9 protein-coding genes are annotated in these 12,058 nt (G+C 50.1%); 2 read left to right on the top strand and 7 right to left on the bottom strand.

The window, feature by feature from the left end; translation table 11 throughout:
- Positions 1–64 precede the first annotated feature (64 nt).
- From OIM59_RS09490 to ruvX, 3 genes are read right to left on the bottom strand one after another with little or no spacing between them, the layout of a single operon-like run.
- Positions 65–2,071 (bottom strand): tetratricopeptide repeat protein, encoded by a 2,007-nt coding sequence (locus OIM59_RS09490; protein ID WP_303896394.1) that lies wholly within the window; start codon positions 2,069–2,071, stop codon positions 65–67.
- Complete coding sequence (gene def / locus OIM59_RS09495; protein WP_072542917.1) at positions 2,068–2,622, bottom strand: peptide deformylase; 555 nt, start codon at positions 2,620–2,622, stop codon at positions 2,068–2,070. The genes OIM59_RS09490 and def overlap by 4 nt, the downstream gene beginning before the upstream one ends.
- Before the next feature lie 25 nt (positions 2,623–2,647).
- Positions 2,648–3,064 (bottom strand): Holliday junction resolvase RuvX, encoded by a 417-nt coding sequence (gene ruvX / locus OIM59_RS09500; RefSeq protein ID WP_072542918.1) that lies wholly within the window; start codon positions 3,062–3,064, stop codon positions 2,648–2,650.
- Positions 3,065–3,248: 184 nt separating this feature from the next.
- On the opposite strand from ruvX, the gene guaA reads away from it, so the two are divergent.
- Positions 3,249–4,802, top strand: a complete 1,554-nt coding sequence (guaA, locus tag OIM59_RS09505; protein ID WP_299168743.1) for a glutamine-hydrolyzing GMP synthase — start codon at positions 3,249–3,251, stop codon at positions 4,800–4,802.
- Between the two features lie 56 nt (positions 4,803–4,858).
- Here guaA and OIM59_RS09510 read toward each other — a convergent pair whose 3' ends face one another.
- From OIM59_RS09510 to OIM59_RS09520, 3 genes are all read right to left on the bottom strand, one after another.
- Positions 4,859–6,229 carry an MATE family efflux transporter gene (locus OIM59_RS09510; RefSeq protein ID WP_299168740.1) on the bottom strand — a complete coding sequence of 457 codons (1,371 nt, stop codon included), beginning with the start codon at positions 6,227–6,229 and terminating at the stop codon, positions 4,859–4,861.
- 349 nt (positions 6,230–6,578) lie between these two features.
- A complete protein-coding gene (locus tag OIM59_RS09515; RefSeq protein WP_299168738.1) occupies positions 6,579–7,223 on the bottom strand; it encodes a GIY-YIG nuclease family protein in 645 nt (214 codons plus the stop codon).
- Positions 7,224–7,678: 455 nt separating this feature from the next.
- On the bottom strand, positions 7,679–9,907 hold the full coding sequence (locus OIM59_RS09520) for an alpha-L-rhamnosidase C-terminal domain-containing protein (RefSeq protein WP_303896399.1): 2,229 nt from the start codon (positions 9,905–9,907) through the stop codon (positions 7,679–7,681).
- Positions 9,908–10,177: 270 nt separating this feature from the next.
- Between OIM59_RS09520 and OIM59_RS09525 the strand changes: the two genes are divergently transcribed.
- The gene (locus OIM59_RS09525; protein WP_299168735.1) at positions 10,178–10,741 is read left to right on the top strand and encodes a hypothetical protein; all 564 of its coding nucleotides are present in this window, start codon (positions 10,178–10,180) and stop codon (positions 10,739–10,741) included.
- Positions 10,742–10,851: 110 nt separating this feature from the next.
- Here the strand turns inward: OIM59_RS09525 and OIM59_RS09530 are convergent, their stop codons facing one another.
- Positions 10,852–12,057, bottom strand: coding sequence for a sugar MFS transporter (locus tag OIM59_RS09530; protein ID WP_299168733.1), 1,206 nt, complete (start codon positions 12,055–12,057; stop codon positions 10,852–10,854).
- Between the last annotated feature and the right edge of the window lies 1 nt (position 12,058).

Genomic DNA, 12,058 nt, shown 5'->3' on the forward strand with positions numbered 1-12,058 from the left:
TGTTAATCTGTTATTGAGACGCAAAAATATAAACTTTTTAATTAAAGAAGAAAATTGCATTCATTTATTTCTCCTCCACCGCAGTAAATCGCTTGATAATGTTGTACGCAGAGAAAATTCCCAACTCGCCGGCCTTACTCAAATCCTGAATACCCTGCCGGTTGTTACCCAGAAAGATATTCGTCAGCCCGCGGTTGAAATACGCATCCGCGAAACGTGGATCCAGCTCAATGGCCTTGTTGTAATCCACCAGTGCAGCCCGGTAGTCTTTCATCACGGCCAGAATATTTCCTCTGTTATAATATGCATACACAAAGTCGGGAGCCAGCTCAATCACACGGTCCAAGTCCTCACGTACCTTGTTATAGTCATACGAACGCACCTGCAAGTCCTTGTTGTTATCCACTGTTTCCACTTCATACTTCCGGTCGCGCTTGCGGTATTCCAACTGTTTGTAGTAAATCAGCGCACGACTGAAGTAGGCCGGGAAGAAAGTAGAATCACAACGGATGGCATCATCCAAATCCTTCAACGCGTTATCAAAGTCCTGCACCAAATAGAAATCAAGCGCACGCGCATAGTAATGCAACACATCATTCGGTTCCTTCACGATGGCAGCCGTCTGTTCATCAATAGATGCGAAATGCTGTTTCACCTGCTCTTCCGAGAGCGAAGCCTCGTTGTTCGTAATCAGCAGACGATGTGGAAGAGCCCCACGGGCATTCATATCGTCGATACCTTTATAATAATTGACCTGACGTTTCACTTCTTCCGGACGCTCGTAATAGCTCAACGCAAACATAGGCTGCGGCAAGATGGTCACATTCCGATCCTGCACCCGACCCCGATAGTCCGTCTTGTAACGGTCGTCCTCCGCATCGTTGTCGGCCACCACAATCTTACGGTAATTCTCCACATTCTTGTCCGATTTCTTACGCGTCTTGTCCGCCGAAGCCGTCTGCTTCTTTGTTCCGTTCTGCGATTCAATCTGTGCTTTCAGCACCTTGAACTCATCGGCATCCGCACCTTTCAAGTCGCCCACTTTCCGTCTGGCTTGCGCACGATACTGATAACCGGCCAGGAAGTTCGGATACTCCTTCAGCACCGCCGAATAATCCTCGATGGCCCCCGGATAATCCCCCGTACGGTCACGCAACAGTCCTCGGTTGAACCTGGCCATCAGGTTGTCGGGTTCCATTTTGAGCACAAAGTCGAAGTCCTCAATGGCACGGTTGTCATCTCCCACCTGCGCACGCAACAGACCACGGTTGTAGTGACCGATGAAATTATTCCGGTCCACATCCAATGCCAAATCATAGTCCGACATGGCTCCGCGCAGATTATTTTGGTGATAACGAGCCAGCGCACGATTGATATACACGCCCGCATTGCGCACCGAAAGACGGATGGCCTCCGTCAGGTCCGCTTCCGCATCCTTGTACTTTCCACGCTGCAGGAACAGCATACCTCTTGACGACCATGTGTCCGGATTGTAACGGTCCATTTCAATCGCCTTGTCAGCATCCGTCATGGCCTGCAACGTATCCTTCTGCTTCAATGACACCTCCGTACGCATCAGATACGCATCCGTATAACGAGGAGAGATACGAATCAGCGTATCCAAGTCGGCCCGTGCTTGTGCATACTCTTCCTCATGCATCCGGCAAAGTGCCAAGTTGTGCCACAGGCTGATATTCTCCGGATCCATTTCCAAGGCCTTCCGGTAATCCTGGATAGCCCCTTGATAATTCTGCTGCCGGATACGCGAGATACCCCGCACCTGATACGCATTGACCACGAACGGGTTGCGTTGCAACGCTTCCGAACAGTCGGCTTCCGCTCCCTGATAATCGTCCAGGTTCATCTTGGCCAGCCCGCGATAGAAATACGGCTCTGCCAGATAAGGCTTCACCCCAATCACCTGATTAAAGTACTGGATAGAGAGGACATAATCCTCGAAATAAAGTGCATTTTTCCCGATGGTCATCACCCTGTCCGTATTAATCTGACACAGGGCAGCCATCGGGAAAAACATACCTATATATAATATGTATAGGAATCTTCTGATCATCTGACTGTTTTCACTTTATAAGAGCAACGAGCCTTGCCATTCACCATGCCATTCAGTTTGCCACGAATCATCTGCTTGCGCAAAGCCGACAGATGGTCGATAAACATGGTACCTTCCAAGTGGTCAAATTCATGCTGCATCACGCGTGCCAGATAGCCTTCCACCCACTCGTCATGCGGCTGCATGTTTTCGTCGAGGTAAGTGACATGAATCTTGTCCGGACGCTTCACACTCTCATGAATACCCGGCAAACTCAGACAGCCTTCCTCCATAGATACCATCTCTCCCCCCGTTTCCAGAATGTGAGGATTGATATAGGCACGTTTGAAATCCTTGAACTCCGGCATGTCGTCCGACAACACGTCCAAGTCAATCACCACCACCCGGATGGGAAGCCCCACCTGCGGAGCAGCCAGTCCCACGCCGTCTGCTCGGTCCATCGTTTCAAACATATTTGTAATCAGCTCTTTCAAGCCTGGATAATCCGGCGTAATATCTTCGGCCTCCTGACGCAACACAGGCTGGCCATACACATAAATCGGTAAAATCATATTCTGTTTTATTAAGTTTTTTGAGTTACATTCTTCTTGATTCCAAATACGACTGCAGAATGATGGTCGCACTGATTTCGTCCACCAGCGCCTTGTTCTGGCGGGCCTTCTTCTTCAGGCCTCCGTCCAGCATAGCCTGATGCGCCAGCACGGAAGTAAACCGTTCGTCCACCAGTTCCACCGGTACCTCCGGCAGTTTTTTCTTCAGCTGTGCAAGGAAAGGCTTGATGTACTTCATGTTTTCCGAATCCTCGTTGTTCAGCTGCTTGGGATGCCCCACAATGATGCGTTCCACCTTTTCCTGGGCCACATACTTCAGCAGGTAATCCATCAGTTCGTGCGTCGGCACCGTAGTCAGCCCGTTCGCAATAATCTGCATCGGGTCGGTCACCGCGATTCCCGTGCGCTTTCTGCCATAATCAATTGCCAAAATTCTGCTCATACGCCGACAAAAGTACAAATTTATTCCTTACCTCTTCATATATAATACTTAAAAAAACATACCGCCCTTCCCTACCGTGCAAACTGAAACTCTCTGTTTCAAATAAAATCAGAGGCACACATCGGATTTAGGAAAAATATGCGTACCTTTGCACGCATAGAATACATATTTTACATCACACAATATGCAGGAAAAAATCATTATTCTTGACTTCGGTTCACAAACCACGCAGCTCATCGGCCGCCGTGTGCGCGAGCTGAACATGTATTGCGAAATTGTTCCTTACAACAAGTTTCCGCACGACGACCCGTCGGTTATCGGCGTAATCTTGTCGGGAAGCCCTTTCTCCGTGTACGACGAAAAGGCTTTTAAAGTAGACTTAACCCACATCCGCGGAAAGTATCCCATCCTGGGCATCTGCTACGGTGCACAGTTCATGGCCTACACCTACGGAGGAAAAGTGGAACCGGCCAACACCCGTGAATATGGACGTGCCCACCTGGCTACCTTCAACCACGAAAGCCCGCTGCTGAAAGGCATCCGCGAACATTCTCAGGTATGGATGAGCCACGGCGACACCATCACTGCCATTCCCGACGATTTCGAAATTATCGCTTCAACCGACAAAGTGGCTATCGCTGCTTATCAGGCAAAGAATGAAAAACTCTGGGGCGTACAATTCCACCCGGAAGTGTTCCACACAGAAGACGGTACCCAACTGCTGAAGAACTTCGTGGTAGATATCTGCGGAGGAAAGCAGGACTGGAGCGCAGCCTCTTTCATCGAGACCACAGTGGCCAGCTTGAAAGAACAGCTCGGCAACGACAAGGTGGTGCTGGGACTGAGCGGCGGCGTAGACTCTTCAGTGGCAGCCGTATTGCTGAACAAGGCCATCGGCAAGAACCTGACCTGTATCTTCGTAGACCACGGAATGTTGCGCAAGAACGAGTTCAAGAACGTATTGCATGACTATGAATGTCTCGGACTGAACGTCATCGGCGTGGATGCCAGCGAGAAATTCTTTTCAGAACTGGCCGGAGTGACCGAGCCGGAACGCAAACGTAAAATCATCGGAAAAGGTTTCATCGACGTATTCGACGAAGAAGCCCACAAGATTCACGACGTGAGATGGCTGGCACAGGGTACCATCTACCCCGACTGCATTGAGTCATTGTCTATCACCGGAACCGTCATCAAGAGTCATCACAACGTAGGCGGTCTGCCCGAAAAGATGAACCTGAAACTTTGCGAACCTCTGCGTCTCTTGTTCAAGGACGAAGTGCGCCGCGTAGGTCGCGAGCTGGGTATGCCGGAACATCTGATTACCCGTCATCCGTTCCCGGGTCCGGGCCTGGCCGTACGTATCCTGGGCGACATCACCCGTGAGAAAGTACGTATCCTGCAGGATGCCGACGATATCTTCATCCAGGGCTTGCGCGACTGGAAGGTGAAAGATGAAAACGGAAACGAAACTGCCCTGTACCATCAGGTATGGCAGGCCGGAGTCATCCTGTTGCCGGTACAAAGTGTCGGAGTGATGGGTGATGAACGTACTTACGAACGTGCAGTAGCCTTGCGTGCGGTAACCAGTACCGATGCCATGACAGCCGACTGGGCTCACCTGCCTTACGAATTCCTGGCAAAGGTTTCCAACGATATCATCAACAAAGTAAAAGGCGTGAACCGCGTTTGCTACGATATCTCTTCCAAACCGCCAGCCACCATCGAATGGGAATAATCCAATTTACTCTTTATAAAAAAACAGCCTCGGCTTTTTCAAGCCGAGGCTGTTTTTTATGCTTTCGCCACCTTTTTCCGTATCGTCATCCAGTAGGCCGTCAGCACCAGCAGACCAGTGACCACCCATGATACCGGATACACTATCATCAGCACATCGTATCCCCTCCATATCGGCGACACCACGTAAACCCACACCATTCGGAGCAGACAGGTACCGAAAACCGTCAGCAAGGCCGGAGTGAGCGACTTGCCCATACCCCGCAACGAAGAACCTGCAATCTCATAGCTGCTGGCAATGAACTGCAAAGCCAGCACCAGGTGCATGCGAAGAGTCCCGAAGTGATGCACCATCGGCACACTGGAAAAGAATCCCAGGAAGAAATCACTCTGCCAGGCAAAAAGCCAATTGAACGCCGCACAAAAAGCCACGCTCGACCCCATGCAAATCCAAAACACCCGGTGTACACGGTCCATTCTTCCGGCACCATAGTTCTGCGCAATGAAACTGATGGCGGCTCCGTTGAATCCCTGGATGATAAAATAACAATAGTATTCAAAATTGACGGCTGCCGCCGAACCGGCAATCGCATCGGCCCCGTAACTGTTGATGGACGACTGCACCACCACATTCGAAATGGAGAAAATCATCCCCTGTAAGCCCGCCGGCACACCGATACGCAGCATACGGTTCAGCTCCGTGGAATAAATCTTCATCTTGCTGAAATGCAGACGGAAAGGCTCTTTTTCCTTGCACAGCAGCCGGATAATCAGCGCCGCACTCACTGCATTGGAGATTCCCGTCGCGACGGCCACACCTGCCACTCCCATGTGGAAGCAAAGCACGAACAACAGGTTGAGCAACGTATTGACCACCCCGGCAATGACCAGAATATACAGCGGACGACGCGTATCGCCCATGCTTCGCAGAATCGCCGCCCCGAAATTGAATGCCATGATGAAAGGCATCCCCAAGAAATAGATACGCAGATAGGTCACGGCCTGGTCCAGCACATTCGGAGGGGTTCCCATCCACGTCAGAATCGGCTTGGCTGCCACCTGTCCCAACAACAGCAGAAATATTCCGCTCAACAGAGCCACCAGCTCCACCGTATTGATGGCGTGGCGTATGCTCCGGTCGTCCCGCTGACCGATATGGTTGGAGATAATGGCACAGGCTCCCATAGAGATACCTATGAACAAGTTGATGAGCAACCCGATGACAGGCGCATTACTTCCCACAGCCGCCAAGGCCTCACTTCCCACGAAGTGCCCCACCACGGCCACATCAACCGAATTAAAAAGTTCCTGTAACAAACTGCTGGCTGCCAACGGAAGGGCAAACACCAGAATTTTCTTGAACAACGGCCCGTTGAGCATATCAATCTCGTTGCTCCGGCTCCGTTTCTTATCCACACTGTTATCCATCTTTTTTACCTTCTTCAAAAATGCGCGGCAAAGTTACTGCAAATTTGGAAAAGATGGATGAAATCTCTCTATTCGTTTTCTTTCTGTTTCAATTCGTCCGTAAATTCCTGATAAAGGGCTACGGGACCATAGTGCCACAACTTGGTAGTTTCGTCAGATAACCGTTTGTAAGTATCCGAACAATAAAAACGACTAAAGCCTCAACCAATGTTACATGGTGTTCATGAGCATACATTTGTGCCACACGACTGACTTTGCCGGGCAACAACAGATACAAATTTTTATCATTTATATCCAGGTTCATAGACTTACCCTCATCAAAATGATCCAATATTTAACACAATTATCATCAATCTTCTAATGTATAAGTTTCATCATAGATATCTCTCAAATTCTTTCCTTCATACATCCAATATCCAGTTGGCTGAATAGCATGAGACACATTCAACAATTTCTTTGTTATCCCGGTCAGAGAATAAATCTCACCTTGATACATAACCTTTTTCTCATCAACGATAGTAACTTCTATTGCAGAGTCTTTGGTGAAAGTTAAAATATCACCCTTTTTCATTCCCATATCAAAATAATTTAGAGGAGGCCGACGAGAGGAATTTATTTTCTCCGTAGCTGATTTATCTTCAGAAGTTAAATCATTATCTATTTCATCTGTAATTTCTTGTGTAACATCCTCTCTATTAAACAATTCCAAAATAGCCATTGCCTGTTCCGGCTTAATTTGAAAAAACTCCCTGTTCGCATTAATACGATTAGGCGCAAAAGCTGTATGTAAAGCTTTCTCAATCTTGGCACAGTCTGATGGTTTTACTTTACAAGCATATTTACATTCAAAAGGAACAGGTACTCCCGTACCATATAACTCACGCATACGAGCATCCAGATTATCCCGCGTAGTCATACCGATTTTTACTAATCCAGGCATTGCCGGATTGGTAAGAACATAAACTATTCCAAAATTATATTGCTGCTTACTCATGCTACTTTATTTCATTATTGGCTGTTTTAACACAGCGTATTCTTTTTCCTTTATTAGTGATACAGATAGTTCAAACAACTTATCAATTAACGGCTTCAGTTTAGCAATTAAGTTTTTGATTGAATTTGTATGCTCATCCACATCTATATATTTGCAAATGTAATGATTAAGCATGAGAAAAGCTACGGTTGTATTCAAAAGATTCTATCCCACCTTATCCCCAAACCCTCAAAGCCATCACCCAAAAGCCTCCTGTCGATTTTTACGTTTCCGCAGGCAGAAACCTACGTTTCCCTTACGGAAAACATACATCTCCGCACCGGGAAACGTACGGTTCCCGATAGGGAAACATAGAAAACATAAAGACATATTCCACATAATAGACCAGCGCTTGAACAAAAAAGGCTGGAAGCCTCCCGACTCCCAGCCTTCAACATATCGTCATCAATACAAACCTAATCCGCCTGCATCTCAAACCGCCATTCTCCGGCAGAAAGCCTCAACTTCCGTCCGCTTTCTGGCTCGCCGTTCACACGCCAGCTACGAAATTCGGCAGGAAGCTCCACTTCGGCAGACGTACCTTCCGGCACCCGAAGATACATGGTTCCGCCGTGAGCCGACTTGTCCATTTCCAGCACGATGCGGCGGCCACCCGACAAGGGGACCTGCGTACGGATAAAATTCAGGTGTGCCGGATGAGGAGCCACCCGAAAAGTCCGAAAGGCTGGTTCCACGGTTTCTATGCCGGCAATGTACTGCGAAAGGATGGTCAGCGGACCGCCGCTCCAAGCATGGTTGTAAGTACCGCCTCCGAAACCTTCACTGCCGATGCCCCAGCCTTCCCACAAGGTGGTCAGCGGACTTTCAATCATGGCGTGGTAACGCAGCTTCATACGGTTCAGAGCGTCCCGATAATAGCCCATCGTGCAGAGAGCTTCCAGCACGTATTTCTCCATGTACGGACTGGCGTGATACCACTCGGAGAAGAAAGGACGGATGACCGGATACAGTTCTTCGGGCAAGACACCCGACACAACGGCCAGCGCCTGTGCACGGTCGTCGGGCTTTCCCTGATAACCCGGAGAAACATAATACTTGCCGTTCCAGAACGTGCGGTGGAATACTTCCCGCAAGCGGTCGGCAGTGGCATGTGCCCAGGCGGCTTCTTCCGGCTCGCCAGCCAACTGGTTCATCTCTTCGTATCCCTTCAGGGCAATCACGTACCAGAGATTGAACAGCAGCGTCATGTCCTTGTTCTCTCCCCAGTCGCCCCAAGTCCATCCGCCGGAACGAGGTACGACCAATCCCAGGGAATCCGTTTTCCACACATGAATGTATTTCTTTACCCGCGGAAGTACGTCGAGAATGGTCTGACGGTCGCCCGTGCCCATGTAGTAGGTCCAGAAACCGTAATGGCTCACACTGGCCAGCATCTGCATGGGAAGTTCGTCCTTGTAGTTTCCGGCCGGTACAGGGGCAAAGATGGTGCTGTCGGCCCGCTGCCATCCCATCAGCTCATGAATCCCCTTGCGGGTGAGCAGATGGGCTTTCTCGTCAAGGGCATAGAAAGCCTCGCCCAGTTCGTTCACCACGTCGCCCCACCACTGGGCACGCTCACGGTCGGGACAGTCCATGTACGTGTCGCGCATGGTAATATAAAGTGTGCGTTGGGCCTTGTCCCACAGGCGGGTCAGCATCGGGTCGTCGCAAGCGAAACTGCCGGCAAAGGAGGTGTCGTACCCTGTTTCCCGGTACTTTACGTCAAGTACCTCCACTCCTTCGGGAAGTTCATACTGCACATAGTGACCGTTCATCCAGCCCTTGCATTCAAACTCCTGCTCGCCTTCCCGGGTGCGATATTCGGCAAACACATTGGGAGCCGAACCGCCCCGGTAATTGTCCGTACGGATACGGATGCATTTGCCGGCCGGAGCTTTCAAACGGAGGTAAGGAGTAACCTGTGCATTGTAAGGCAGATAGGCCCGCAACAAGCTATCGCCCTGCATCTCAGTGCGTACATAAGGTTTCAGGCCATAGTCCTTCCAGAACGGTATCGGACGGTCGACCAAGCAGTTCCAGCCCGCTTTTTCCAACGAGATTTCGGTGGCTTTCTTCCATTTCTTATCGTCATAATCGGGCGACTGGAAAGGAATGTCTTTTGCTGCATCGAACCCGATGTTCGATTCCGGCAGACGATAGTTGGGCTGTTCACCTTGCGGCACATAATAAGCCGGATGCATCCTCACCCGCCATTTTGCATCGGGTTCCACCTGCTTGCCGTCACAGGTAAGGGAGAAGCTGATGCCTGCCGTAAGAGAATTGCGATGGCTGAAACCGTCTTTCCCAAAGTACCACACCAATACGGCCACAGTATTCTTTCCGGCTTTCAGGGCAGGAAGCGAGGTGATGACATCACAGTAGGTATCCGAAGGGTTCGGACCGCGTTTCAATCCTCCTTCCGCCACTTGCAGTTCACCGTTCACCCAAAGCCAGTATTTTGTATCGGCGCCCAGGCGCAGTTCCAGCGAACGGGGCGTTTCGTCGAGTGTCACCGCATTGCGGAAGCACCACCAACTGCCGGGGGCTGCCGCCTCTTTTCCTTTCATAGTCCACACCTGAGCCTGTACATACACCGACAGACAGCAGGCAATAAGTCCTAAAACAAGCTGTTTCGTGTTTTTCATCGTTTTATCTATTCATGTAAAAATTCCAGAAACAAAAGTAGAAAGAACAAACCAATACCTACAGAAAAAAATGATATTTATGTAGTCATTTTCGATTTTACCCGAAAACAAGATGTAAAAACTTTCCACTTCGGTGGCCCGGACCTCCAGATGCCTGTTTCCTTTCAAATGTTAAAAAACTATTTTCCCAATAAACCCTGAGAAAGTCTGATTGTCTTAGAATCGTAAGTGCACTAAAAATAAAATGTTCAACTTAAAAAAATGACAACAATGAAAACAACTCGTTTATTCTCTACATTGATTCTCGCCGTATGTCTGGGATGTGGCAGCATGATGGCGCAAAACGCTCCACAGAAAGATTGCCCGGCAAAAGCTGGAAAAGGGAATTGTGCTAAAATGACACCGGAACAGCGGATGGACATGCAGGCTACCCGCATGGGAAAACAACTGATGCTGGACGACAGCAAACTGGCTCAGTTCACCACCCTCTACAAGGAATATCTGACCGCACTGAAGGATTGCCGTCCGACTCCGGAAGGTGAAAAGGTGAAACCCTGCGAACGTACCGACGCACAGATTCAACAGGAAATTGAAAAGGGCTTCGAAATGCGTCAGAAGGTGCTCGACACACAGAAAAAGTATTACAATTCCTTCAAGAAAATCCTGAATGCCCGCCAGCTGGAGAAAGTGTTCCGCATGGACCGTCCGGGAAAGATGCACAAGCGCATGGGACAGAAGCCCTGCCAGATGATGCACGGAAAGATGGGTCAGCCGGGACAGATGCCGGCTCCAGGATGTCCGAACCAATGTCCGGCAGCTCCTCAAGGTAAATAATCCCAAATTCTATACTTATCATTTAATACGCCGAAGCGCGGAAGCCAGGGTATCGGGAGATACCTCAAGTTCCGCGCTTCTTTTATTTCATACCACCTGAAAGGGCAGTCTCAGTTTTTCAGACGTACCATGTGGCGAGCATAGCACCACACCACCACATAACCGACAAAGGGTACCACAAAGGCCCAGTGCATGTCGGCATAGTCGCCTACCAGCCCCATGAGCACGGGACCTACGGCACCACCCACCGGCGACATCATCAGAAAGGAAGAGGCGCGCTTCGTATGGCTGCCCAGTCCTTTCAGGGAGAGGGCAAAAATGGTGGGGAACATGATGGCTTCGAAGGCATAACCGCAGAGCAGGGCCACGAACGACACGGAGCCCAGGTCGAGAATCACCAGCAGCGTGGTGACGACCGTTCCCGTAGCACACCAGAAGAGCATCTTCTCGGCCCGTACACGGCGCATAATCCAGCTTCCCACGAAACGGCCCACCATGAACAGTCCCAGTCCGCCGAACGACAGAATCAGGGAGGCATCGCGGGCGTTCATCCATCCCACCTCGGTCACGTAGTTGATGAAGAAACTGTTGATGGAAATCTCGGCCACCTCGTAGGCAAACAAGGCAATCAGACCGAAGACAAACAGCTTATGTGCCCAGAGGCCGACACGGTTTCCTTCGCTGTCCACCTCCTCTTCGTGAGGAATCTCGGGCAGGCGTACCCGCACAAAAGCCAGAGCGGCCAACAGCACAATCACGCCCATCACGGCGTACGGAAGGGCCACATTGCCGCTGGCTCCTTTGTCCTCGTCGGCAAACAGAAGGATGCCCGTCAGAATGGGAGCAAAGATGCATCCCAGTCCGTTGAACGACTGGGCGAAATTCAAGCGGCTGGCAGCGGTCTCCTTCGCCCCCAGTTCCGTGACATACGGATTGGCGGCCGTTTCCAGGAAGGTCAGTCCGCATCCGATGACGAACAAGGAGAACAGAAAGAAATTGAACGACATCCAGTGCTGTCCGGGAATGAACAGCAGGGAGCCGATGCCATACAGCAGCAGCCCCAGCACCACACCCCGGCGGTATCCGTAACGGTTGATGAACAGTCCGGCGGGGATGGCCATGATGAAATAACCCATGTACATCGTGGCCTGAATCATGGCCGAGTGGGTACGGGTGATGGTGAGCAGTTCCTGAAAATGCTTGTTCAGCACATCCAGAATGGCATGGGCAAATCCCCACAGGAAAAAGAGTGAGGTAATCAGTACAAAGGGGAACAGGTATTGGCGTTCCACCAAGGCAACTCCGTGTTTCTTCATC

The organism is Bacteroides mediterraneensis (assembly GCF_025993685.1).
GTDB classification, from domain to species: domain Bacteria; phylum Bacteroidota; class Bacteroidia; order Bacteroidales; family Bacteroidaceae; genus Phocaeicola; species Phocaeicola mediterraneensis_A.